Below are 21,878 nucleotides of genomic sequence, written 5' to 3' on the forward strand. Positions count from 1 at the left end.
CGGTCCGGCGGCGGGGCGGGACGGGCGATAGCGTGAGCCCATGAGCAGCGCCTCGTCCCCGGCACCCGAGAACTCCGGGCCCAGGCCCCAAGCCCCCGTCGGCTGCGGCCTCGACATCTTCTGGGACGACCGGCTCACCTCGTACGACTTCGGCCCCGGCCACCCGATGAACCCGATCCGGGTCGAGCTGACCATGGCGCTCGCCCGCGAGCTCGGGGTCCCGGACCCGCCCAACGTGGCGACGCGGACGTTCGACGCGGCGTCCGACGAACTCCTCCGCACGGTGCACGAGGAGGAGTACATCGCGGCGGTCAGGCACGCCGGGGCGACCGGGCTGACCGAGCCGCGGCACGGCCTCGGCACCCCGGACAACCCGGTCTTCCTCGGCATGCACGAGGCGTCCGCGCTGGTCGTCGGCGGTTCGGTCGCCGCGGCCGAGGCGGTGTGGACGGGCCGCGCCGAGCACGCCGCCAACATCGCGGGCGGCCTCCACCACGCGCTGCGCGGCGCCGCGAGCGGGTTCTGCGTCTACAACGACCCGGCCGTCGCGATCGCCCGGCTGCTCGCCTCCGGCGCCGAACGCGTCGCGTACGTCGACATCGACGTCCACCACGGCGACGGCGTGCAGGCCGCGTTCTACGACGACCCCCGGGTGCTGACGATCAGCCTCCACGAGACGCCGCGCACGCTGTTCCCCGGCACCGGCTTCCCGAACGAGTCCGGCGGGCCCGGCGCGGAGGGCACCGCGGTCAACGTCGCGCTCCCGCCCGGCACCGGCGACGCGCCCTGGCTGCGGGCGTTCGACGCCGTCGTGCCGCCGCTGCTGCGCGCGTTCGGCCCGCAGGTCCTGGTCACGCAGCACGGCGCCGACGCGCACTCGCTCGACCCGCTCGCGCACCTGATCCTCAGCGTGGACGGCCAGCGGACCGCCTACTCCTGGCTGCACCGGCTCGCGCACGAGACCGCGGGCGGCCGGTGGGTGGTGACCGGGGGCGGCGGCTACGAGCTGGTGCAGGTCGTTCCTCGCGCGTGGACCCACCTGCTGGCGGAGGCGGCGGGAGCGCCGATCCCGCCCGAGACGCAGACGCCCGACGGGTGGCGCGAGTTCGTGCGGCAGCGCACCGAGGAGGTCGCGCCCCGCCGGATGACCGATGGCACGAACGTCGTGGAGGTGCACACGTGGGGGGAAGGCTACGACCCGGCGAACCCGGTCGACCAGGCGGTGCTGGCGACCCGGAGGGCGGTGTTCCCCGAACACGGCCTGGACCCCATGAGCGACCTGTGACCGGCCTCGGAGCGGCGGGCCGTCCGGAGGCCGCCGACGCGCCGTCGCGTCCCGACCTGCGCGCGCACCTCGTCCGGACGATGATCGCGGGCGAGGTCGCCACCCCGCGCCAGAACAACCTGCTGCACTACCGGCGGATGGCGGCCGGCCACCCGTACTACCAGTTCGGCCTGGAGCTCAAGCCCTCGTGGACCGAGCGGACCGTGCTGGAGATGATGGTCGAGCGCTGCGGCGTCGATCCCGACCCCCGGCACGTCTACGGCGACGACACGATCGACCCCGACCTCACCATCGACGCGCTGGAGGCGATGGGCGACCGCATCGGCGAGGCCGCGCGCCGCCGCGAGACGGTCGTGGTCGCCACCGGCCACCCCGCCACGCTGACGCCCCTCTACCAGGCGGTGGCCCGCGCGCTCGCCGGACGCGGGTGCCGCGTGCTGACGCCCGCCGACGGCTGGACGTACGAGATCGACGTCTCGTACCACGGCACCGAGACGCGCCGCCTCGTCTACGCGCCCGGCGGCGTCGCGATGCTGGAGGACGAGAGCGGCCTGACCCAGCACACCCACGACCCCCACCCGATGAACGCCATGCTCGACGAGCTGGCCCGTACCGGCGGAGCGCCCGCGTCCGGGCCGGAGCCGGCGCCGCTTCCGCGCCGCGTGACGAGGGGCTGAAGGGGGCGCGCGGGGGCGGCGCCATCGGTGAGGAGGGGGCCGCCGTTACCGCCGACACGGACATAGCGGGCGCTAAACGCGAGGATTGGCCGGATCTGGCCATCGCCGACCACGGCTGGGCTGGCGCGGCCGGTCAGGCGGGCATCGACACGGTCGGATTCGCGGACTGTAACGACCCCGCGCTGTTCGCGGGCGCCGCCGAAGGCAAGATCGACGTGGTCGTTCCGCTGGACGACGGCATATCTCCGCACCATTACGCCCCTTTGACGGCTTATCTGCTCGCCCGCGCCGGGCTCGGCTGACCCGCCGCGGGCTCCGAAATGCCCGCGGAACGCCCGTTCGGACGTCACTGCGTGTGACGTAACGGCCGTAGCGTGGCGTCTGCGCCCGCGCGGAGCCCTCGTTGGCGCCTGAGTCGCAGGTCACCGCGTGGTTTCGGTTGACAACGGTTCGCCGCCTCACGCCCGGTGCGGTCAGACCCACGCTGCGTGCGGGACGACAATGTGTCCGGTCGGTCAGGTCCGGATACGGAAATGGGTGGAACTCCCCTCTTGCGACTGTCGATACACGATTTACGCTGGGGGAAGTACACGTGCGTGATCAAAGTCACCCAAAGGGCCGGTGCGCGGCACGTGTGGAAGAGGGCGTCCGATGAGCTCAGGCGAGCGACCTCTCAGCGAGGTCAGGTTCCTGACTGTGGCCGAAGTGGCGGCGGTGATGCGGGTGTCCAAGATGACCGTCTACCGTCTCGTCCACTCAGGCGAGCTGCCCGCGATCCGCGTGGGCCGCTCGTTCCGAGTTCCCGAGCAGGCCGTTCACGACTACCTGCGCGAAGCGTACATCGAAGCCGGATAACGTCCGTTCCCGCGAATGCGGGGACGTTCCGGGGGGTAGTGGCGGGGCATGCACCATGACCCCGTCGCCAGCTCCACACCCGGCCGTGCAGGGGGCTCCGGCGCGGATCCGACGATCCGCGGCGGAAGCTGGGGAACACTCCCCGCACCAGCGGGGACGAGCCGAGAAGACAGGCCGGCCGGCGACCGCGAGGCCGCCGGTACCGGTGTCCGGGGGGTCGGCGGCATCGACGATGCCCGCCGCGCGCCCCGGCGCCGGGGACGGCAGTGGACAGGGCACCGGGCGGGGGCCGCCGCGAGGCGGTGCCCGCCGGTGACTCCCATGACGGCGAGCGCGGCGACGGACGCGGCGGCGAACGCCTCGGCGGACGCGACGCCGAATGCGATACCGAACGCGATACCGCAGGCGACCGTGACGGTGACGTCCGCCACGGCGGCGTCCATGACGGCGGCGGCTGTGCCGGTCGCGTCGATGAGAGCCGGGTCCGTGACGGCTTGCGCGCGGGGAGCGCGCATGGAGTCGAACGCCGGGGCGGCTGAGACGGCGAGCACGACGGCGCGTTCGGCGGTGCGCTCGGTGGCGCGCGACCGGACGGGCGCGGGAACGGGGACGGCGACGCGTTCCCCCGAGGGCTCGGGAACGGGTGCGGCGACGCGTTCCTCCGAAGGGGCGGGAACGGGGCCCGCGACGTGGGCGGGCGCCCGGCCGGTGACCGGCGGCATGACCTCCACCGGTACAGCGGTACCCTTGGGCAGCGGCCCGTGTACGCCCGCCGAGTCATGCTCGCATGCGCCACAGCCGTCTCCTGCACAACTCCCGACACGTCGAGCGAGGTCTCGTGGGCTCTGTCATCAAGAAGCGCCGCAAGCGGATGGCCAAGAAGAAGCACCGCAAGCTGCTGAAGAAGACGCGCATCCAGCGTCGCAACAAGAAGTAAACACGCCTGCCACTCAGCCGTAAGGGGTGGGGCGCACAGTGTCCTCCATGCCCGCCGCCGCGGCCCGTGTCGTACTTGTCACGGGCGTCTCCCGTTTCCTGGGGGCGCGGGTCGCGAACACCCTCCAAGCCGACCCCGGAATCGAGCGGGTCATCGGCGTGGACACGGTCCCACCCTCGACACCGCTCGGCCGCACCGAGTTCGTGCGCGTGGACATCCGCACGCCGAGCATCGCCAAGATCATCGCCACGGCCGAGGTCGACACGGTGGTGCACCTGAACCTGGTGACCTCCCAGACGGTCTCCCGGGCGAAGGTCAAGGAGTTCAACGTCATCGGCACGATGCAGCTCCTCGCGGCGTGCCAGCGCTCGCCCGACATGCGCAAGCTCGTGGTGCGCTCGTCGGCCGCGGTCTACGGCTCCTCGCCGATGGACCCGGCGGTGTTCACCGAACGCGACGAGCCCGTCGAGGCGCCCACCTCCGGCTACGCCAAGGACGCGGTCGAGGTCGAGGGCTACGTGCGCGGCCTGCGGCGCCGCCGCGGCGACCTCACGGTGTCGGTGCTGCGGTTCGCCAACTTCCTCGGGCCGGGCGTCGACTCCCCGCTGACCCGCTACCTGACCATGCCGGTCGTCCCGACGGTGCTGGGCTTCGACCCGCGCCTCCAGTTCCTGCACGAGGACGACGGGGTCGAGGTGCTGCGCCGGATGACGGTCGAGGACCACCCCGGCTGCTTCAACGTCGCGGGCGACGGCGTGCTGCTGCTGTCGCAGGCGCTGCGCCGGGCGGGACGGCCCTACGTGCCGGTCCCCGCGCCGTCGATGTCGATGCTCGGCGACCTCGGGCGCAGGTTCGGCGGCATGTCCGGGTTCTCGCCCGAGCTGCTGCGCTGGCTGACGTACGGCCGGGTCATCGACAACACCGCGCTGGTCAACGAGCTGGCATGGCGTCCCAAGCACGGCTCGGAGGCGGCGCTCGCCGACTTCCTGTCGGCGCGCGCCCCGGGGCCCGGCGTGCCGCTCCAGCTCTTCGACCGGCTGACCGCCGCGTTCTCCCGAGGAGGTCCACCAGGATGAACGCCCACCACGAGCGGCGCCTGGACGGGGACCGCGAGGACGAGGGGGCGCGGGTGATCCCGCTCGACTCCGCCCGTTCCGACGGGCACCGGCGCGGGCCGGACGAGCGCGGGGCGCTGGAGCGCGGGATCGCGTCGGGGCTGGCGTTCCTGCGCCGCCGCATCGCGGGGGAGTACGAGGTCGACGAGTTCGGCTACGACCCCGACTTCAACGCCGCGGTGATGCTGCCCGTCGCGCGGGCCTTGTACGAGCGGTGGTTCCGGGTCGAGTTGCTCGGTCTCGACAACGTTCCGGAGAAGGGCGGCGCGTTGCTCGTCGCCAACCACTCGGGCACCGTGCCGCTCGACGGGCTCATGCTGTCGGTGGCCGTGCACGACCACGCCGACCGCGCGCTACGGCTGCTCGGGGCCGACCTGGTCTACCAGCTCCCGCTGCTCGGCCACCTGTCGCGCAAGGCCGGGCACACGCTCGCGTGCCCCGCCGACGCGGCCCGGCTGCTCGGCAAGGGCGAGCTCGTCGGCGTGTTCCCGGAGGGGTTCAAGGGCGTCGGCAAGCCGTTCGCCGACCGCTACAAGCTCCAGCGCTTCGGCCGCGGCGGATTCGTGGAGACGGCGCTGCGCGCCGGCGTCCCGATCATCCCGTGCGCGATCGTCGGGGCCGAGGAGATCTATCCCAAGATCGCCGACCTGAGGCCGCTGGCCCGGCTGCTCGGCCTGCCCTACTTCCCGATCACCCCGACGTTCCCGCTGCTCGGCGCGGCCGGGCTGCTGCCGCTGCCGTCCAAGTGGATGATCCGGTTCGGCGAGCCGATGCCGCTGGAGGAGTACGGCGAGGACGCGGCCGACGACCCGATGACGGTGTTCAACATCACCGACCACGTCCGCGAGAACGTCCAGCAGATGCTCTACGACACGCTCCTGCGCCGGGGCCCCGCCTTCTTCTGACCTTTCCGGCCCTTCTGGACGGCCGCCGCCCCGCCGAGCGCCGGGACGCCCGCGGGTCAGCGGGAGTAGTGGCGGCGCAGGGCGATGCCCGCGGCGACGCCGCCCGCCAGCGCGCCGGCGCCCGCCGCGGCGGGCAGGGCGACCATCGTCACCTTGCGGCCGGTGCGGAAGTCGTGGATCGGCCAGCCGTTCTCCTTGGCGTGGTCGCGCAGGTCGGCGTCGGGGTTGACGGCGTGCGGGTGCCCGACGACGGTGAGCATCGGCAGGTCGTTGACCGAGTCGCTGTACGCCGAGCAGCGCGCGAGGTCGAGGCCCTCGCGCTGGGCCAGGGCCCGTACCGCCTCGGCCTTGGCGGGCCGTGCAGCAGGTTGCCGACGAGCCGTCCGGTGTAGACGCCGCCGCGGGTCTCGGCCACGGTGCCGAGCGCGCCGGTCAGCCCGAGCCGGTGCGCGATCGTGCGCGCCACCTCCACCGGCGTCGCGGTGACCAGCCACACCTGCTGGCCCGCGTCCAGGTGCTGGAGGGCGAGGGTGCGGGTGCCGTGCCAGATCCGGTCGGCCATCACCTCGTCGTAGATCTCCTCGCTGAGCCGGACGATCTTGTCGACGCGCTGCCCGGCGACGAACGCGAGCGCGGCCTCCTTGGCGCTGCCGATGTGCTCGTGGTTCTCGGTGCCGCGCAGCCGGAACGCGGCCTGGCCCCACGCGAACATCGCCAGGTCGCGCGCCGTGAACAGCTTGCGGGACGCCAGCCCGCGCGCGAAGTAGTAGATCGACGCGCCGCGCATCATCGTGTTGTCGACGTCGAAGAACGCCGCCGCCGTCGGGTCGGGGTCGGGGAGCGGGCGGTTCGGCCCGGTGGCCGCCGCGGCCGCCGCCTCCCCGGCGCTCACGTGGTCGTTCTCCTTGCCGCGCTGCCAGAATCGCCGCATGGCCCCGAGCCTAGTCAACCCGCGCGACCCCGGACGTCGTCGCTCCCGGCCGGGGCCCGGCCCGCGGCGGCCGCCGCGAGACCGCGGTCGGCCGCGGCCGACACGAGCCGTTCACGCAGGCCCGCGCGGAACTCCGGGTCCGGCGCCGCCTCGCTCGCCCGCAGTCCCGTGAACGGGTTGCGCTCCTCCCGCGAGATCCTCCCGGTGACCCTGCACACCTTCATCATGCCGTCGGCCCCCAACGTTCTCCCCGCACGCGCGGACGGTGCCGGTGGCACGGCCGCGCGCACGCTCCCTGCCCGCAAGAACGAGCCGGACGCGGCCGGGGTTACGGCCCGACCCCGATTGGACGTTCCAGCGGGCGATGCCCGGACCTCGGGGCCGGAACGGAGCGGCGCCGGACGCCGAGCGGGACGGCCGGGGGTCAGGCGCGCAGGTCGTCGGGGAGCATCCGGGCGAGGGAGCGGACGGCCCGGTACTGGAGGGCCTTGATCGCGCCGGTCTTCTTGCCCATCACCAGCGCCGTCTCCGCCACCGTGAGGCCGTGCAGGAACCGCAGCACCACGCACTCCTGCTGCTCGGAGCCCAGCCGGCGGACGGCGGTGAGCAGCGTGCGGTGCGTCATCGAGTCGATCACGGCCCGTTCGGGCCCTCCTGGGGGCGGCCCGGCTCCAGCGTCTCGGCGGTGCTGATCTCCAGCCGGTACCGGCTGGACTTGAAGTGGTCGGCGACGAGGTTGCGGGCGATCGTGACGAGCCAGGCCCCGAAGTCCTTGCCCTGCCAGTTGAAGTCGCTCATCCGGCGCAGCGCCCGCAGGAACGTCTCGCTGGTGATGTCCTCGGTCAGCGAGTGCGTCCCGACCCGGTAGTAGACGTACCGGTAGACCAGCTCGACGTAGTGGTCGTAGAGGAGTCCGAACGCGTCGGCGTCGCCGTCCCGCGCGCGCAGGACCAGGGCCTTCACGGTCTCCGCCTGGTCCGCCGCCGGCCCGGCCGCCCGCCCGATTGGACCGGTCCGCCGGGAGCGCCGCGGGAACGGGACGACCCGTGCGTCGAGGGTCAGGCTGCTCATGCAGTTCTCCTCGGGGCGTGCGCGACCTCCGGCGGGATCTGCCACTCTAGATACCGCCAGGTATCGCAGGCAATGGTGTGCCGTGGGCGAAGTGCCGGGACGGCCCGGTTCGGGGGAGCGGTTACCCCTCACCCCCTCGCATCGGGCACCATGGGGCGCGATGGTCGACGGAGTTCTCGCGCTGCTGGCGACCCTGGGTGCCTTAGTGGCCACGGGGTTGCTGGTCTCGCGCGCCTACAAGGACCGGCTGCTCTACCTGATCGCCTGGTCCCTCACCCTGGTCGGGCTCTCGCTGGCGCTGGCCGCGATGACGCTCGGCTTCTTCCTCGGCTACAGCGGCCCGCTGTTTCGCGTCATGGAGATCGGCGCGGCGATGATCGGGCCGGTCTGGCTGGCCCTCGGCATGATCGAGCTGATCGCCCGGTACGTGCAGGTCCGGTTCGCCGCCTGGCTGTTCGCGGTCTCCTACACCGTGGTCGCCCTGGTCATCCTGGTGCTCGACCCGCTCAAGGCGTCGCTGACCAAGAGCCTGCCGAAGCCCGGCGACACCTACGACGCGCTGCCGCTGCTGCTGATCGACGGCGCGCACGTGGTCGCGGTCATCGCCCTGATGGGCTGCGCGGGCGTGACCGCCTGGCTCGCGAGCAAGCAGGACCGCGAGGCCGCCGAGCTGCTGATCCCGATCGCGCTGGTCGCCCTCGCCGGGGTGCTGGTGGTGAGCGGCACCCGCGGGTTCCTGCCGGGCCCGCTCGCCGTGATCGCGCTCGGCGCCGCCACCGGGCTCGTCTGGTACGGCGCGATGCGCACGATCCCGGTGTACGACGAGGACGACTACGACGACGAGTACGGCGACGACTACGCCGGCGACCAGGCGGCCGGCTACGAGGAGCAGGGCTACGCCGCCCCGCCGCCGCCCGAGCCCGCCCCGCCGCCCGGCGCGCCGCCCGTCTCGCCCGCGACCAAGCGGGCGAGCTGCGCTTCCCCGAGCCGCAGGCCGAGGAGCTGCGCTTCCCCGAGCCGCCCGCGCCGACCACGGTCGACCGGGCCGCCGTCCCGGAGCCGTCCGTTCCCGCCGCCGCGGCCGCCCTGCCCGGCCTCCTGGGCGGCCTGCCCGGCGCCGGAGGCCCCGCGGGCGCCGGTGGCGCCGACCTGTCGTCCGCCTGCGGGCAGATCACGGTCTACACGCTGCTGGACGGCCGGGAGGAGGCGTTCGACCGGCTCGCCGACGACCTGGTGAACGGCGCCCGCACCGCCGAGCCCGACACGGTGATCTTCGCCTGCCACGAGGTGGTCAACGCCCCCACGCAGCGGATCTTCTACCAGCTCTTCCGCGACGAGGCCGCGTTCGCCGCGCACCGGCGGCAGCCGCACCTGCGGCGCTTCCAGGCCGAGTCGCGCGGGCACGTCCTCGCCACCAACGTGATCGAGCTGAAGCTCGGCACGGCGAAGGTGCCCCCCGTGCCCCCCGGCCCGTCCGGACCGTCCGGGCCCAAGCCGCCCGCGTCCCCGTCGCCGTCCGCGACCGCGCCCGAGTACCCCGGGCGGTGACCGTGCCCGCCCCGGACGACCCGTCCGCCCCGAACGGCCCGTCCCCGGCGGACAACATCGTGATCACGATGCTCGGCAAGCCCGGCTGCCACCTGTGCGACGACGCCCGCGCGGTCATCGAGCGGGTCGCCGCCGACCTCGGCGTCGCCTGGACCGAACGCGACATCACCCGGTCCGAGGCCGACACCCGCGAGTACTGGGAGCAGATCCCGGTCACGCTGATCAACGGCGTCCAGCACGACTTCTGGCGGGTGGACGAGGCGCGGCTGCGCGCCGCCGTCGCCGAATTGCGAAAGGCGAAGTGAGCCGCCCGCAATTACGGGGAAACACCGGGCGGGCGATGTCTCGTCAGTCACACCAGGACGCCCGGCAAGGCGCTCGCGACCGTCCACTGGTACGGCCCTTGACCTGGGGATACAGGGTTTCTTAGGGCACCCTTTCCCAACGCCGAACCGGGGGGCGACTTTGTGCGCGTATTCACAAAGGCTTAACCTGGGGGGAGCCCTGGGGCGGCCGGGCCGCGGCTGACGCCCGGACCCGGCGAGCCGGGGCCAGGGGTTCTCGGGCCCCGCCCCTAGCGTCGAGCCCCGAAGAGCAGGCCGTGACATCTCGACAGACCCGCCCCCGCGACCGCGCGGAACGCGGCATTCCGGAAGCCACCGTGGCGCGCCTGCCGGTGTACCTGCGGGCCCTGCACACCCTCCAGGAACGCGGGGTCGCCACCGTCTCGTCCGAGGAGCTCGCCGCCGCCGCCGGGGTCAACTCGGCCAAGCTCCGCAAGGACCTGTCGCACCTCGGCTCGTACGGCACGCGCGGCGTCGGCTACGAGGTCGAGTACCTCGTCTACCAGATCTCGCGCGAGCTCGGCCTCACCCAGGACTGGGTCGTGGCCATCATCGGCGTGGGTAACCTGGGCCGTGCGCTGGCCGGATACGGCGGGTTCGCCTCCCGCGGCTTCCGGGTGGCGGGCCTGCTCGACGCCGACGAGTCGATCGTCGGCCAGGAGATCGCCGGGATGACCGTCGAGAACATCGGCCGCCTGGAGGAGCTGATCGCCGAGCGCGGCGTGTCCATAGCCGTGATCGCGACGCCGGCCGCCGCCGCGCAGGGCGTGTGCGACCGGGTGGTCGCCGCCGGCGTGACGAGCGTCCTCAACTTCGCGCCGGTCGTGCTGTCGGTGCCCGACGGCGTGGACGTCCGCAAGGTCGACCTGTCCATCGAGCTCCAGATCCTGGCGTTCCACGAGCAGCGCAAGGCCGGCGGGCCGGGCGACTACGACGCGCTGGCGACCGGCGAGGCCCCGCCGGGCACCGCCCACTACGTCGAGGCGGTGGATCTGTGATCGGCGTGCGCGGGCCTCAAGGCGGGCGTGAGGCCGCCGCGGGACACTACAGGCCGAAGGGCCGCGGCAAGCCGCAGGGCCCCGGGAAGCCGGGGCGGGCAGGGCGCGTTGGGAACGAGCGGGAGGAACGGGTGCGATGAGCGTCTTGGTGGTGGGGCTCAGCCATCGGAGCGCACCGGTGGCCCTGCTGGAGAAGGCCGCCGTGACCGGGGACGACCTGGTCAAGCTGCTGCACGCCGTGCACGACTCGCCGCACGTCGCCGAGGCCGCGATCGTGTCGACCTGCAACCGGGTCGAGGTGTACGCGGTCGTCGACAAGTTCCACGGCGGCGTCTCGACGATCTCCGAGCTGCTGGCCCTGCACTCGGGCGTGCCGCTGGACGACCTGTCGCGGCACCTGTACGTGCACTACGAGGAACGCGCCATCCAGCACGCGTTCGCGGTGGCGTGCGGCCTGGAGTCGATGGTCGTCGGCGAGGGCCAGATCCTCGGCCAGATCCGGCAGGCGTTCCGGCTCGGCCAGGAGCAGGGCACCCTGGGCCGCGACCTGCACGACGTCCTCCAGCGGGCGCTGCGGGTCGGCAAGCGCGCCCACCACGAGACGGGCATCGACAAGGCCGGGGCGTCCCTGGTCAGCGTCGGCCTCCAGATCGCCGCCGCGCACCTCGGCCCGCTGGACGGCGCGCGCGCCCTCGTCGTCGGCGCCGGGTCGATGAGCTCGCTCGCCGCCGCGACGCTGAGCCGCGCCGGGGCCCGCGAGGTCGTGATCGCCAACCGGACGTTCGAGAAGGCCGAACGGCTCGCCGCGTCCCTCGACGTGCCGGCCCGCGCGATCGGGCTGGCCGAGCTGGACGGCGCGCTCGCGGGCGCCGACCTGATCGTGTCGTGCACCGGGGCGACCGGGCTGGTCGTCACCGCCCCGCGGCTCGCCGCGCACGGCGCCGGCGCGGACGGGCGCCCGCGGTTCCTGCTCGACCTCGCGCTGCCGCACGACGTGGACCGCGCCGTCCGCGACCTGCCCGGCGTCGGCCTCGCCGGGCTGGACGAGCTGCGCACCGCCGAGGAGGCGGCCGAGGCGATCGGTCCCGAGGCGATCGGGGCCGTCCGCCGGATCGTGGCCGACGAGGTCGACGCGTTCCTCGGCGCCGCGCGCGCCGCCGCGGTGGCCCCTACAGTGGTGGCGTTGCGCAGCAAGGCCGCCGACGTGGTGGACGCCGAGCTGGCCCGCCTCACCGGCAGGCTGCCCGAGCTGGACGAGCGGGCGCGCAAGGAGATCACCCAGACCGTTCGGCGCGTGGTGGACAAGCTCCTGCACGCGCCGACCGTACGGGTCAAGGAGCTCGCCGCGGCGCCGGGCGGCGACGCCTACGCCGACGCGCTGCGCGAGCTCTTCGACCTCGACCCGAAGGCCCCCGTGGCCGTCGCCCGCGCGGACCTGCGCGAAGGCGAGCCGCCGGGAGGCGTGCCGGGCGCCGCGTCCGGCGCGGCCGGCAGGCCGTGGGCCGAGGGGGAGCGGACGTGAACGACGACGGGCGGGAGCACACCTCGCCCACACCGAGCGGAGCGAGGCTGTGAGCAACACTGGACGCGGGGGGCCGCTGCGGCTCGGGACGCGCAGGAGCCTGCTGGCGATGACCCAGTCCGGCCTGGTCGCCGACGCATTGTCGCAGCGTACGGGGCATGCCGTGGAGCTGGTCGGGGTAACGACCGAAGGTGATGTCTCCAAGGCGCTGCTCGCCCAGATCGGCGGCACCGGCGTGTTCGTCAACGCCCTGCGCGACAGCCTGCTGGCCGGCGAGGTGGACTTCGCGGTGCACTCGCTGAAGGACCTGCCGACCGGCCCCGCCGACGGGATCGCGCTCGCCGCGACCCCGCCCCGCGACGACCCGCGCGACGTCCTGTGCGGGCCGTCCAAGCTGGCCGACCTGCCGCGCGGGGCCCGCGTCGGCACCGGTTCGCCGCGCCGCATCGCGCAGCTGCGCGCCCTGCGGCCCGACCTGGAGGTCGTGCCGATCCGCGGCAACGCCGACACCCGCCTGCGCAAGGTCGCCGACGGCGAGCTCGACGCGGTGGTGCTGGCGCACGCGGGGCTGCGCCGCCTCGGCCGCCTCGACGCGGTCGCCGAGATCTTCGAGCCCGACCAGATGCTGCCGGCCCCCGGGCAGGGCGCCCTCGCGCTCGAATGCCGGTCCGACCGGCCGGAGCTGCGTGACCTGCTTGGAACGGTCGACGACCCGATGACCAGGGCCGCCGTCACCGCCGAGCGCACGGTCCTCGCCGTGCTTGAGGGGGGTTGCTCCGCTCCCGTGGGAACATACGCTGCCGAAGTAGAACAGAAGCTGCACCTGACGGCGACCGTCGCCGCGTTCGACGGGAGCCGCCAGGTACGGCTGTCCGCAAGCGGCCACCCAGAGCGGGCCGAGGAGATCGGACGCGATCTCGCGCGCCGGCTGCTCGCCCAGGGGGCCGACCAGTTGATGGGGGAGCGAGATTGAGCCCCGCTAGCCAGAGCCCGGCCGCGGCCGCCGCCGGGAAGACCGGGGGAGCGTCCCCCGGCGGGCGCGACGCCGCCGCCATGGGCACCGTCGTGTTCGTCGGCCTCGGGCCCGGTGACCCCGGGCTGCTGACGCTGCGCGCCGCCGCCGCGATCGGCCGCGCCGACACCGTCGTCGTGCGCCGCGACGCCGTCCACCCCGAGTTCCTTTCGCACGCCCGCGCGGACGCCGAGATCGTCGACACCGCCGAGGGCGACCCGGCCCGGCAGGCCGCGAAGGCCGCCAAGGCCGGGCGCGCCGTCGTCCGGCTGTTCCAGGGCGACCCCGCGCTCGGCTGCGACCTCGCGAGCGAGGCCGCCGCGCTGGCCAAGGCCGGCGTGCCGTTCGAGGTCGTCCCCGGAGTCTCGTCGATCACCGCGGTGCCCGCGTACGCGGGCATCCCGCTGACCGACGCCAAGCACCGCGAGGTGCGCGTCGTGGACGCCTCCGAGGGCGGCGTCGACTGGGAGCGGTTCGCCGCCCCGGACGTCACCCTCGTGATCCACGGCGCCGAGGGGACGGTCGCCGAGGTCGCCAAGGGCCTGGTCGCGGCCGGCCGCGCCGACGCCACCCCGGCCGCGATGATCAGCCTCGGCAGCACCACCGAGCAGGAGACCGTGGTCTCCACCCTCCAGCGCCTCGCGCCCGACACCAAGGGCATGGAGGCGCCCGCGACGATCATCGTCGGGGACGTGGTGAACTGGCACGCCAAGCTGGCGTGGTTCGAGACCAAGCCGCTGTTCGGGTGGCGGGTGCTCGTGCCGCGCACCAAGGAGCAGGCCGCCTCGCTGTCGGAGCAGCTCACCGGCTACGGCGCCGTCCCCGACGAGGTGCCGACCATCTCGGTCGAGCCGCCGCGCACGCCCCAGCAGATGGAACGGGCCGTCAAGGGCCTGGTCACCGGCCGGTACGAGTGGGTGGTGTTCACCTCCACCAACGCCGTGCGGGCCGTCCGGGAGAAGTTCTCCGACTACGGCCTCGACGCCCGCGCGTTCGCCGGGCTCAAGGTCGCGGCCGTCGGGGAGCAGACGTCCAGGGCGCTGGTGGAGTTCGGCGTGCAGCCCGACCTCGTCCCGACCGGGCAGCAGTCCGGCGAGGGCCTGGTCGAGGTCTGGCCGCCGTACGACGAGGACCTCGACCCGATCAACCGGGTGCTGCTGCCGCGCGCCGACATCGCCACCGACACGCTGATCGCCGGGCTGACCCGGCTCGGCTGGGAGTGCGAGGACGTCACGGCGTACCGGACGGTCCGGGCCGCGCCGCCGCCCGCGCCGATCCGCGAGGCGATCAAGGGCGGCGGGTTCGACGCGGTGCTGTTCACCTCGTCCTCGACGGTGAAGAACCTGATCGGCATCGCGGGCAAGCCGCACAACGTCACGGTGATCGCGGTGATCGGGCCGCAGACCGCCAAGACGGCCGAGGAGTACGGGCTGCGGGTCGACGTGATGGCCGACAAACCGTCCGTATCGGCGCTCGCCGAGGCCCTCGCCGAGTACGGTGCGAGGCGGAGGGCGGCCCAGATCGAGGCGGGGGACCCGCTGCGCAAGCCCAGCCAGATGCGCCGGGGCGCCCGCCGCCGCAAGTAGCCAAGCCCGTCAACGCACGGATGCCACCGCCGCGGCCCCGACGGGGGCCGCGGAGGGAGAAGGGGTCATGTCTGCTCAGTTCCCCGCCGCACGGCCGCGGCGGCTGCGGCGCACGCCCGCGATGCGCCGGATGGTCGCCGAGACGCGGCTCGACCCGGCCGAGCTGGTCCTGCCGATGTTCGTCAAGGAGGGCATCGACGAGCCGAGCCCGATCGGCTCGATGCCGGGCGTGTTCCAGCACACCCGCGACAGCCTGCGCAAGGCCGCGCACGAGGCGGTCGAGGCCGGGGTCGGCGGCCTGATCCTGTTCGGCATCCCGGCGGTCAAGGACGGCACCGGCTCGGCGGCCGACGACCCGGACGGGATCGTCCAGCTCGCGGTGCGCGACCTGAACGCCGACCTCGGCGACTCGACCGTGATCATGACCGACCTGTGCCTGGACGAGTACACCGACCACGGGCACTGCGGCGTGCTGACCGGCTCCGGCGAGATCGACAACGACGCGACGCTGGAGCGGTACGCCTCGATCGCGGTCGCCCAGGCCGCCGCCGGCTCGGCCGTCCTCGGCCCGTCCGGCATGATGGACGGCCAGGTCGGCGTGGTCCGCGACGCCCTCGACGGCGCCGGCCACACCGACGTCGCGATCATGGGCTACTCGGTGAAGTACGCCTCGGCCTACTACGGCCCGTTCCGGGACGCCGCGGAGTGCGCGCCGCAGTTCGGCGACCGGTCCTCGCACCAGCAGGACCCGGGCAACGCCGACGAGTCGCTGCGCGAGGTGTTCCTCGACCTGGACGAGGGCGCCGACATGGTCATGGTCAAGCCCGCCGGGGCCTACCTGGACGTGGTGCGGCGGGTCCGCGACGCGGTCGAGGTGCCGGTCGCGGCGTACCAGGTCAGCGGCGAGTACTCGATGATCGAGGCGGCGGCGGAGAAGGGCTGGCTCGACCGCGAGCGCACCATCATGGAGTCGCTGCTGTCGATCCGCCGCGCGGGCGCCGACATCGTGCTGACCTACTGGGCCACCGAGGTGGCCCGCCGCCTCGCCCGCTGAACGGGCGGTCCGCGCGCTCCCGGGTCCGGTGACGTACCGTGACCGCAGGAGTGTGATCTATTACCGGTGATCACGCCCGTCTAGTCACTTAGGGTCGTTTCTTGGGGGTTGCCGTCTCCTCCGAACGGGGGCGGCGGCATCATCGTCCTCAAGAACCCGCGTTCGACCTTGGGATATGGGGGCGTAGATGCTGGCGGTCTCGGGGAACAAGCGGCAACGGGCGGCGCGCGACCGGATGGCCGCGGCGGCGCGCGGCTACGCGGCGCTCGGCTGGCCCTGCAATCCGGGGGCGCATCCGCCCGCCGGCGGTGACCGGGCGTGCTCGTGCGACCGGGTCGGCTGCCCCGACCCGGCGGCGCATCCGGTGTCGGCGACCTGGGCGCTCCAGTCGAGCGCCGACGCCGGCGTCCTGAAACGCTGGTGGGCCGAACGGCCCCAGGCCAACATCATCCTGCCGACCGGCCGCGTCTTCGACGTCTTCGACGTGCCGGCCGCCGCCGGGGCCCTCGCACTCGAACGGATCGAGCGCGAGGGCCTTTCCGTCGGGCCGGTCGCCGCCGTCGCCGACGAGCGCCACCTGTTCTTCGTCGCGACCCGGGGCGCTCCCGTGGACGAGGACGAGTGGTGGTCGTGCCACCTGGACTGCTCGCCGGAGACCGTCGTCGAGACGCCGGGGATGCGCTGGCACTGCCGCGACAGCTACGTGCTCGCGCCCCCGTCCGTCCTGCCGTACGGCCGTGAGGTCGCCTGGATCCTCCCGCCGACGGGCGGGGCGCTGCCCGACCCGCTGCGGCTGCTCGGAGTCCTCTCCGACAGCTGTGACGCCCTCTGAGCCCTACGCGGAGAGCGCGCCCGGCCCGAGCGCGGCCCGCTCCCGGGCGCGGTGCGTTCCGCGGCTGTGAGCGGGCGGGTCAGCTGAGCGGGCGGGTCAGCGGGGGGCGGCGATGGGGGCCTTGCGGGCCCAGCCGGAGTAGGTCGCCGAGACGATCTGGGCGCGCTTGGCCGGGCCCTGCGCCTTCAGCCACAGCCGTACGGGGCGGTCGGCCCGGTCGAGCCGCAGCGCGAACCCGACCTGCTGGGCGCCGGTGGCCCGCGCGATCTCCGCGTAGAGCGGGCCGACGCCCGCCGCCTGCGAGAGCGCGGCGAGCGGCGCGTCGCCCCGCCAGACCGCGCCGGTCTTGCGCAGGACGGTGCTGGCGCCGAGCAGCGACGTGACGTTCTGCACCGAGCTGCCCGAGCGGACCTGCGCGGCGAGCGCGGGGTAGCCGCGGCCCGAGGCGGGCGCGGGCCGCCACTTCTTGCCGGCCCGCAGGTACGCGGTGTCGCCGACGAGGACGGTGCGGGCGGGGCGGCGGACCTCGCCGGTACCGGTCACGGTCATCGAGTACGACGCCGGGCCCGTGCGGACGAGGCCGAGCGCGCCGCGCGCGTTCGTCCCCGCGTTGCAGCAGCCCGAGCGGCGGAACCCGAACGACGCGCTCGGCGTGCGCGCGGTCGCCTGGTTGATCCGTTCCACCAGCCGGGCCGCCTCCTGGTTGGCGGGCGCGACGGGCTGGGGGCTGGTGCTCTGCGCGGGCGACGGCTCGGGCTTGGCCTCGTCGTCCTTGACCATCGTCATCGCCGCGACGGCCCCGCCGCCGACGACGACCGCAGCGGCGACCGCGACGGCGGCCCACTTCCCGCGCCCGCCGCCCTTCGGCGGCGCGGAGACGGCCGCGGCGGCCCGTCCGCGCGGGGGCGCGGGCTCGGGCTGGGCGGCGGTCTGCGCGGCCAGCTCAGCGAGGCGTCCGCGGCCCTGGGCCTCCCACGAGCCGCCGTACGCGGCGACCGCGGCCTCCTCCAGCGCGCCGAGGAAGTCGGCCGCCGACGCGGGACGCTTCTCGGGCTCCTTGGCCAGGCCGGACGCGACGAGGTCGCGCAGCGGGCCGGGGACCTCCTCGACGGGGATCGGCGTCTCCCGGTGCGCCTTGGCGAGGTTGCGCCCGGTGAACGGGGGCCGCCCGGTCAGGCACTCGAAGAAGATCGCCGTGGCGGCGTACAGGTCGGTGGCGAGGCTCGCGATCGCCCCGTCCCACAGCTCGGGCGCCGCGTACGGCGGGCCGGCCTGCGCCTCGGTGCCCGCGGGGGCGAGGCCGAAGTCGGTGAGCCGCGCGTTGCCGTCGTTGTCGATCATGACGTTGGCGGGCCGTACGGCCGTGTGCACGACGTCGCGCTCGTGCGCCGCGGCGAGCCCGAGCAGGACGCCGCCGAGCACCGACAGCGCCGCGAGCGGCCCGGTCGGGCCCTGCGCGGCGAGCATCCGGCGCAGGTTGACGCCCTCGACGTGCTCCATCACGATCGCGGTGCCCTGCGGGGTCTCGACGAAGTCGTAGAAGTCCACGACGTTCGGGTCCTCGAGCTGCGAGAGCCGCCGCGAGACCGAGCGGAACCGGGACAGGAACGCCTCGTCGGCGTCCAGCCGCGAGTCGAGGTACTTGATCGAGACCTTGGTGCGGGTCATGTCGTCGACCGCGAGCACCACCCGGCCCGAGCCTCCGCCGCCCAGCTCCCGCTCGTGGGTGAAGCCCGGTACCGTCCAGCCGTTGACCACGGTGCGAGCCATCCCTCCGATCCGGCCGACGCCGGTGCTGAAAACGGGGGCGCCTCTTCCGGACGCCGATGTCGTACTTGGTGGAATATCGGCCCGTACCGTGCGAGGTCAAGGGCAGACGCCGAACTGCAACGCAACTCCCCCGGGCGCGCGCGGGCCGGCGGCGCTGAGAGACTGGTCCCGTGACTGGAACCGATCGCTCCCAGCAGCTGTTCGACCGTGCGAACCGGGTGGTCCCCGGCGGGGTCAACTCGCCGGTGCGGGCCTTTGGCGCCGTGGGCGGGACGCCCCGGTTCATGGCCGGCGGACGCGGGCCGTACCTGACCGACGCCGACGGCAACGAGTACGTCGACCTCGTGTGCTCGTGGGGGCCGATGATCCTCGGGCACGCGCACCCCGACGTGGTCGCGGCCGTCCAGGACGCGGCCGGGCGCGGCACCTCCTACGGCGCGCCGACGCCCGGCGAGGTGGAGCTCGCCGAGGAGATCGTCGCCCGGACGCCGGTGGACCAGGTGCGCCTGGTCAACTCGGGCACCGAGGCGACGATGTCGGCGATCCGGCTGGCGCGCGGGTTCACCGGGCGGTCCAAGGTGGTGAAGTTCGCGGGCTGCTACCACGGGCACGTCGACTCGCTGCTCGCCGCGGCCGGGTCGGGCGTCGCGACGTTCGGGCTGCCGGACACGCCCGGGGTGACCGGCGCGACGACGGCCGACACGATCGTGCTGCCCTACAACGACGTGCCCGCGGTGGAGCTGGCGTTCGGCGAGCACGGCCACGAGATCGCGTGCGTGATCACCGAGGCGGTGCCGTGCAACATGGGCGTCGTCCCGCCGCTGGACGGGTTCAACGCGCTGCTGAAGGCGCTGTGCGAGCGCAACGGCGCGCTGCTCGTGATCGACGAGGTGCTGACGGGGTTCCGGGCGTCGGCGTCCGGCTGGTACGGCGTCGAGGGCGTCGCGGGCGACCTGGTGACGTTCGGGAAGGTGATGGGCGGCGGGCTGCCCGCCGCCGCGTTCGGGGGCCGCGCCGACGTGATGGGCCACCTGGCCCCCGCCGGGCCCGTCTACCAGGCGGGCACCCTGTCGGGGAACCCGCTCGCCACCGCCGCCGGGCTCGCCACCCTGCGCGGCGCGACGCAGGCGGTCTACACCGCGATCGACCGCGCCGCCGCGCTGGTGTCCAAGGCCGCGTCCGAGGCCCTCACCGCCGAGGGCGTGCCGCACCGCGTGCAGAACGCCGGGAGCCTGTTCTCGGTCTTCTTCACCGGCGAGCCGGTCGGCGACTTCGACTCCGCGCAGCGCCAGGACACCAAGGCGTACGCCGCGTTCTTCCACGCCGCGCTCGAACGGGGCGTCTACCTGCCGCCGTCGGCGTACGAGGTGTGGTTCCTGTCGGCCGCGCACGACGAGGCGGCGCTGGAACGCGTCCTGGACGCCCTCCCGCACGCGGCCCGCGCCGCCGCCCGCGCCGTCTGACGACCGCCGCCGGGCCGTTCGGCCGGATCGGTGTCCCGGCCGGGCCGGTCAGTCGAAGAGGGCCTCGACGCGGGCCAGCGCGGTCAGGGCCGCGGTGACCGACTCGGGGCGCGGGGCCTGCAAGGGGGCCCGTACGGACGGGTCGTCGATGACGCCCCGTTCGGCCAGGCACGCCTTCAGGACGGCGGGCGACGGCTCGGCGAACAGCGCTTCGGCGAGCGGCAGCAGCGCGTTGTGCAGGGCGAGCCCGCGCGGGCCGTTCCCCGCCTGCGCGGCCCGTTCCATCGCGGCGTAGGCGGACGGCGCGAGGCAGGCGGACGCGGCGATGCCGCCCGCCGCGCCGAGCTGGAGCATCGGGTAGACGAACGCGTCGTCCCCGCTGAGCACCGCCCCGCCCGCACGGCCGTCGCCGGGGCGTCCGCCGCCCGCACGCCCTCCGGCCGCCGCCAGCAGCGCGAGGGTCTCGCCGTCGATCGCCCCCGCGCAGTGCTTGATCGCGGTGACGCAGTCGAGGGCGAGCAGCCGCGCCAGGGTGCCGGGCGCGAGGTGCTTCCCCGTCCGGTACGGGACGTTGTACGGCACGATCGGCACGTCCACGGCGTCCCCGACCGCGGCGAAGTGCGCGAGCACGCCCTCGTCTGACGGCCGCAGGTAGTACGGGACGACGACGAGCAGCGCGTCGGCGAGCGGCGCGCGTTCGCGGGCCTGCCGGATCGTGTCGGCGGTGCCCATCGTCCCGGCGCCGACGGTGAGGTGCGCGCCGCGGTCGATGCTGACCGACCGGCACACCTCCAGGACGGTCCGCTGCTCGGCCGCGTCGAGCAGCGCCGCCTCGCCGGTGGTGCCGAGCGCGACCAGCCCGGCCGCGCCCGCGTCCAGGCAGTGCAGCGCGAGCCGTTCGAGGGACTTGGCGTCCACCTCGCCGGAGGGGGTGAACGGGGTGACCAGGGACGCGTGGATTCCGTGCATCGTTCTCACCTTGTCTGTGCGGGCGCCGCCTGCGCGGGCGGCGGAACGGAGGGCGGGGCGGGCGGCGGCGCGGAGCCGGGCCGCGCGGCGCGGCGGCGGAGGGAGCCGATCGCGACGCCGGAGACGATCAGGGCGGCGCCCGCGAGCCGGACCGGGCCGACGCCCTCGCCGAGGAACGCCGCCGCGGAGGCCAGCCCGAACGGCGGGACGAGCAGCGAGTACATCGCCACCGTGCTCGCCTCGTACCGGCGCATCAGCCAGCCCCACAGGCCGAAGCCGACGAGCGTGGACAGGTACGCGATGTAGGCCAGCGAGGCGTACCCGCCGAACGTGGCGTGCCGGAACGCCCCGGCGATCTCGTCCGGCCCTCGAACAGCAGCGACAGCGCGAACAGCGGGACCGGCGGGACGAGCGACATCCAGACCATGAACCCGAACGCGTCCACGGGCCCGTCGGCGTCCTGGTTCATCCGGCGCATCCCGACGTTGGCGAGGCCCCAGCTCGCGGCGGCGCCGACGCACAGCAGGAACGCGACGGCCGGGCCCGCGCGCCCGCCGGACTGGGCGACGCCGAGCAGGGCGACGCCGGCGAACGCGACGGCCATGCCCGCGAGCTGGCGCGGGGTGAGCCGTTCGCGCAGCAGCGCCCCGGCGAACAGCGCCGTGAAGATCGCCGAGATCTGGAGCACCACCGAGGCCAGCCCGGCGGGCATCCCGAGGCGCATCGAGATGAACATCAGCCCGAACTGGCCGACGCCGAGCGGGACGCCGATCAGCAGCAGCCAGCGGGCGGGCACCGGAGGCCGCCGGACCACCAGCACCGCGGGCAGCGCCGCGGCGGTGAAGCGCAGCGCGGCGAACAGCAGCGGCGGGAAGTCGTCCAGCCCGACCCTGATCGGGACGAAGTTGAACCCCCAGATCGCCGCGATCAGGGTGGCCAGCAGGACGTGGCGCGGTCTCATGAGCCGATGGTCGCCACGGCTTTGTTTTAGGACAAGCTAGATC

At 74.2% G+C, this 21,878-nt stretch carries 23 protein-coding genes and 2 pseudogenes; 17 read left to right on the plus strand and 8 right to left on the minus strand.

Translation table 11 applies throughout. The features are described from left to right. Nucleotides 1-166 precede the first annotated feature (166 nt). The 7 genes and pseudogenes from GEV43_RS18035 to GEV43_RS18065 all read left to right on the plus strand — a co-directional run bounded on the left by GEV43_RS18035 (nt 167) and on the right by GEV43_RS18065 (nt 5,774). Complete coding sequence (locus GEV43_RS18035) at nt 167-1,285, plus strand: acetoin utilization protein AcuC (protein WP_241683629.1); 1,119 nt, start codon at nt 167-169, stop codon at nt 1,283-1,285. Beyond that, entirely contained in the window at nt 1,282-1,962 is a 681-nt protein-coding gene (locus GEV43_RS18040; RefSeq protein WP_309239693.1) for a phosphatase, read from the plus strand. The genes GEV43_RS18035 and GEV43_RS18040 overlap by 4 nt, the downstream gene beginning before the upstream one ends. A 71-nt stretch (nt 1,963-2,033) precedes the next feature. Beyond that, nucleotides 2,034-2,264: pseudogene (locus GEV43_RS53245) on the plus strand (phosphatase); the annotation flags it as partial. Nucleotides 2,265-2,613: 349 nt separating this feature from the next. After that, complete coding sequence (locus GEV43_RS18050; RefSeq protein WP_026403281.1) at nt 2,614-2,817, plus strand: helix-turn-helix domain-containing protein; 204 nt, start codon at nt 2,614-2,616, stop codon at nt 2,815-2,817. An 838-nt stretch (nt 2,818-3,655) separates the two neighbouring features. After that, nucleotides 3,656-3,754: a 30S ribosomal protein bS22 gene (locus GEV43_RS18055; RefSeq protein WP_018654693.1), complete on the plus strand. Its 99-nt coding sequence runs from the start codon at nt 3,656-3,658 to the stop codon at nt 3,752-3,754. A gap of 47 nt (nt 3,755-3,801) precedes the next feature. After that, nucleotides 3,802-4,830 (plus strand): NAD-dependent epimerase/dehydratase family protein, encoded by a 1,029-nt coding sequence (locus tag GEV43_RS18060; protein WP_160821709.1) that lies wholly within the window; start codon nt 3,802-3,804, stop codon nt 4,828-4,830. Continuing rightward, nucleotides 4,827-5,774 carry a lysophospholipid acyltransferase family protein gene (locus GEV43_RS18065; protein WP_160821710.1) on the plus strand — a complete coding sequence of 316 codons (948 nt, stop codon included), beginning with the start codon at nt 4,827-4,829 and terminating at the stop codon, nt 5,772-5,774. The genes GEV43_RS18060 and GEV43_RS18065 overlap by 4 nt, the downstream gene beginning before the upstream one ends. 314 nt (nt 5,775-6,088) lie before the next feature. Here the strand turns inward: GEV43_RS18065 and GEV43_RS18070 are convergent. From GEV43_RS18070 to GEV43_RS18080, 4 genes and pseudogenes are all read right to left on the minus strand, one after another. Next, nucleotides 6,089-6,705: pseudogene (locus tag GEV43_RS18070) on the minus strand (HAD family hydrolase); the annotation flags it as partial. A 14-nt stretch (nt 6,706-6,719) separates the two neighbouring features. Then, a complete protein-coding gene (locus GEV43_RS18075) occupies nt 6,720-6,947 on the minus strand; it encodes a hypothetical protein (protein WP_160821711.1) in 228 nt (75 codons plus the stop codon). A 182-nt stretch (nt 6,948-7,129) separates the two neighbouring features. Next, the gene (locus GEV43_RS50455; protein WP_309239694.1) at nt 7,130-7,342 is read right to left on the minus strand and encodes a sigma factor-like helix-turn-helix DNA-binding protein; all 213 of its coding nucleotides are present in this window, start codon (nt 7,340-7,342) and stop codon (nt 7,130-7,132) included. Then, the gene (locus tag GEV43_RS18080; RefSeq protein WP_241682947.1) at nt 7,339-7,776 is read right to left on the minus strand and encodes a sigma-70 family RNA polymerase sigma factor; all 438 of its coding nucleotides are present in this window, start codon (nt 7,774-7,776) and stop codon (nt 7,339-7,341) included. Before GEV43_RS18080 ends, GEV43_RS50455 begins: the two co-directional genes overlap by 4 nt. Nucleotides 7,777-7,936: 160 nt before the next feature. Between GEV43_RS18080 and GEV43_RS18085 the strand changes: the two genes are divergently transcribed. The 9 genes from GEV43_RS18085 to GEV43_RS18120 all read left to right on the plus strand — a co-directional run bounded on the left by GEV43_RS18085 (nt 7,937) and on the right by GEV43_RS18120 (nt 16,672). Next, nucleotides 7,937-9,013: a hypothetical protein gene (locus tag GEV43_RS18085; protein ID WP_241682948.1), complete on the plus strand. Its 1,077-nt coding sequence runs from the start codon at nt 7,937-7,939 to the stop codon at nt 9,011-9,013. Further along, nucleotides 9,010-9,324 (plus strand): hypothetical protein, encoded by a 315-nt coding sequence (locus GEV43_RS50460; RefSeq protein ID WP_309239695.1) that lies wholly within the window; start codon nt 9,010-9,012, stop codon nt 9,322-9,324. Before GEV43_RS18085 ends, GEV43_RS50460 begins: the two co-directional genes overlap by 4 nt. A 68-nt stretch (nt 9,325-9,392) precedes the next feature. Continuing rightward, on the plus strand, nt 9,393-9,629 hold the full coding sequence (locus GEV43_RS18090) for a glutaredoxin family protein (protein ID WP_160824599.1): 237 nt from the start codon (nt 9,393-9,395) through the stop codon (nt 9,627-9,629). A gap of 296 nt (nt 9,630-9,925) precedes the next feature. Next, entirely contained in the window at nt 9,926-10,666 is a 741-nt protein-coding gene (locus GEV43_RS18095) for a redox-sensing transcriptional repressor Rex (protein WP_160821712.1), read from the plus strand. Between the two features lie 136 nt (nt 10,667-10,802). After that, nucleotides 10,803-12,188, plus strand: a complete 1,386-nt coding sequence (locus GEV43_RS18100) for a glutamyl-tRNA reductase (RefSeq protein WP_160821713.1) — start codon at nt 10,803-10,805, stop codon at nt 12,186-12,188. A 109-nt stretch (nt 12,189-12,297) separates the two neighbouring features. After that, nucleotides 12,298-13,161, plus strand: a complete 864-nt coding sequence (hemC, locus tag GEV43_RS18105) for a hydroxymethylbilane synthase (protein WP_241683632.1) — start codon at nt 12,298-12,300, stop codon at nt 13,159-13,161. Between the two features lie 80 nt (nt 13,162-13,241). Further along, nucleotides 13,242-14,786 (plus strand): uroporphyrinogen-III synthase, encoded by a 1,545-nt coding sequence (locus GEV43_RS18110; RefSeq protein ID WP_160824601.1) that lies wholly within the window; start codon nt 13,242-13,244, stop codon nt 14,784-14,786. Nucleotides 14,787-14,853: 67 nt separating this feature from the next. Further along, nucleotides 14,854-15,840, plus strand: coding sequence for a porphobilinogen synthase (gene hemB / locus GEV43_RS18115; RefSeq protein WP_160821714.1), 987 nt, complete (start codon nt 14,854-14,856; stop codon nt 15,838-15,840). 187 nt (nt 15,841-16,027) lie between these two features. After that, nucleotides 16,028-16,672 (plus strand): bifunctional DNA primase/polymerase, encoded by a 645-nt coding sequence (locus tag GEV43_RS18120; RefSeq protein ID WP_160821715.1) that lies wholly within the window; start codon nt 16,028-16,030, stop codon nt 16,670-16,672. A 96-nt stretch (nt 16,673-16,768) separates the two neighbouring features. Here GEV43_RS18120 and GEV43_RS18125 read toward each other — a convergent pair whose 3' ends face one another. After that, nucleotides 16,769-18,442, minus strand: coding sequence for a serine/threonine-protein kinase (locus GEV43_RS18125; protein ID WP_160821716.1), 1,674 nt, complete (start codon nt 18,440-18,442; stop codon nt 16,769-16,771). 170 nt (nt 18,443-18,612) lie between these two features. On the opposite strand from GEV43_RS18125, the gene hemL reads away from it, so the two are divergent. Next, nucleotides 18,613-19,905, plus strand: coding sequence for a glutamate-1-semialdehyde 2,1-aminomutase (hemL, locus tag GEV43_RS18130; protein WP_160821717.1), 1,293 nt, complete (start codon nt 18,613-18,615; stop codon nt 19,903-19,905). Nucleotides 19,906-19,953: 48 nt separating this feature from the next. On the opposite strand, the gene GEV43_RS18135 is transcribed toward hemL, so the two are convergent. Genes GEV43_RS18135 through GEV43_RS18140 form a run of 3 tightly spaced genes read right to left on the minus strand, consistent with a single transcriptional unit; the run spans nt 19,954 to nt 21,835 of the window. Beyond that, the gene (locus tag GEV43_RS18135; protein ID WP_160821718.1) at nt 19,954-20,874 is read right to left on the minus strand and encodes a dihydrodipicolinate synthase family protein; all 921 of its coding nucleotides are present in this window, start codon (nt 20,872-20,874) and stop codon (nt 19,954-19,956) included. Between the two features lie 5 nt (nt 20,875-20,879). Beyond that, nucleotides 20,880-21,230: an EamA family transporter gene (locus GEV43_RS50465; protein ID WP_309240018.1), complete on the minus strand. Its 351-nt coding sequence runs from the start codon at nt 21,228-21,230 to the stop codon at nt 20,880-20,882. Continuing rightward, complete coding sequence (locus tag GEV43_RS18140; protein ID WP_241682949.1) at nt 21,128-21,835, minus strand: EamA family transporter; 708 nt, start codon at nt 21,833-21,835, stop codon at nt 21,128-21,130. The genes GEV43_RS50465 and GEV43_RS18140 overlap by 103 nt, the downstream gene beginning before the upstream one ends. Nucleotides 21,836-21,878: the final 43 nt, after the last annotated feature.

It is taken from the genome of Actinomadura sp. J1-007 (assembly GCF_009793335.1).
In the GTDB taxonomy this organism is placed as follows: domain Bacteria; phylum Actinomycetota; class Actinomycetes; order Streptosporangiales; family Streptosporangiaceae; genus Spirillospora; species Spirillospora yumaensis.